The organism is Nitratireductor aquibiodomus NL21 = JCM 21793, assembly GCF_000615975.1.
In the GTDB taxonomy this organism is placed as follows: domain Bacteria; phylum Pseudomonadota; class Alphaproteobacteria; order Rhizobiales; family Rhizobiaceae; genus Nitratireductor; species Nitratireductor aquibiodomus.
In genome coordinates, this window is record NZ_BAMP01000180.1 from 1 (window position 1) to 1539 (window position 1539).

Here is a 1539-nt window from a genome sequence, read left to right on the forward strand (position 1 = left end):
CGGGCCCGCGCGCAGGCGTCGCCGCAGGCGCGCCCATGCCTGCCGCGCAACAAGGCCCCACAGCTCGTGGGGGGAGTGTCCCCGTGCTTGATCCAACGACCGACTTTTCTTTCCGTGACCCCAAATCAGGCGAGAGTCTAAATGATTCAAGGATTTGTGCGAAGTTGAAATATATCAGCACGCACAGATGGCAGGACCAGCTCAGGGCTTGCGTATCAGACGGGCGGCGAAGAAGCCGTCGAGCCCCTGCGCCAGCGGTTCCTCACCAAGCCTGTCGGCAGGCGTCGTGCGCAGGAAACCCTGCGGTGTGACGAAGCTGGCGATGCCGGGCAATTCATCGGGCTGGATGGGATCGAGCGCCACGTGCGAGGTTTCTGCCAGGAAGGCTTCGAGCATCACCTCGCCTTCGGTGGGATCGAGCGAGCAATTGGAAAAAACGATCCGGCCACCGGGCTTGACCAGCGTCACCGCGTGGTCGAGCAGCGCGCGCTGCAGGCTGGCGAGCTTCTCGATGTCTTCGGTCGTCTTTGTCCACGGCACATCCGGATGTCGCCGCACCGTGCCGGTGGAGGAGCAGGGGGCATCGATGAGGATGGCATCGAACGGGGTTTTGGGCTCGAATTTGCGGATGTCGGATTCGACGATCTGCGCTTCGAGGCGGAGGCGCTTCAGGTTTTCGGCAAGGCGTTTGAGCCGGCTTTTCGACAGGTCGACTGCGGTGACGTCTGCGCCGGCATGGATGAGCTGTGCGGTTTTGCCGCCGGGGGCGGCGCAGAGGTCTGCCACACGTGCGCCGGCGATGTCGCCGAGCAGTTTCGCGGGCAGGCTGGCGGCTGCGTCCTGCACCCACCATGCGCCTTCCTCGAAGCCCGGGAGCGTGTCGACGCCGGCCTCAAGCTTTGCGATGCGTACCGTTCCGGTGGGCAGGACGATGCCGCCCAGCGCCTCGGCCCAGCGTTGGGGGTCTTGCCTGATGGTGAAGTCCACCGGCGGTTCCAGCCGGTGCATGGCGAGGATGGCGGCGGTCTTTTCCGCGCCATAGGCCGCTTCCAGTCTCGCGGCAAACCAGTCCGGCGCTTCGCGCGTCTGGGCCAGCGCGGCGGGCAGTGCGCGCGCCTTCACGCGGATCAGATTGCGCAGCACGCCGTTGACGAGGCCTGAAAACCGGGCGAGGCGAGGGTCGCTCTTTGCCTGGGTCACGGCGAGGTCGACGGCGGCGCTGTCGGGCACGTCGAGAAACAGGATCTGCGCTGCGGCCACGTGCAATGCGTGCGAGAGCGCGCGGGCATTGGCCGGCAAAGGGCGCTCGAGACGGCGCGCGAGCAGGGCCTCGATGGTGCTGCGATGGCGCAGGGCGCTCATCAGGATGGCGCGGACAAGTGACCGGTCACGCGCATCGAGCGCGCGGAAATTCGGCTGGCCATGGGCGGGGTCGGTGAGACCGTCGAGCGAGGCGTGCGCATCCACCACGGCGGCGAGCAGTTTCGTGGCCACGCGGCGCGTCTCAAGGCCGGGCTTGTCGGAGAGGCTCAGGCGTGG

The 1539-nt window shown here is 66.9% G+C and carries 1 protein-coding gene; it reads right to left on the reverse strand.

The window, feature by feature from the left end:
• Positions 1-201: 201 nt before the first annotated feature.
• Positions 202-1533 (reverse strand): RsmB/NOP family class I SAM-dependent RNA methyltransferase, encoded by a 1332-nt coding sequence (locus tag JCM21793_RS23030; RefSeq protein ID WP_051556281.1) that lies wholly within the window; start codon positions 1531-1533, stop codon positions 202-204.
• Positions 1534-1539 lie beyond the last annotated feature (6 nt).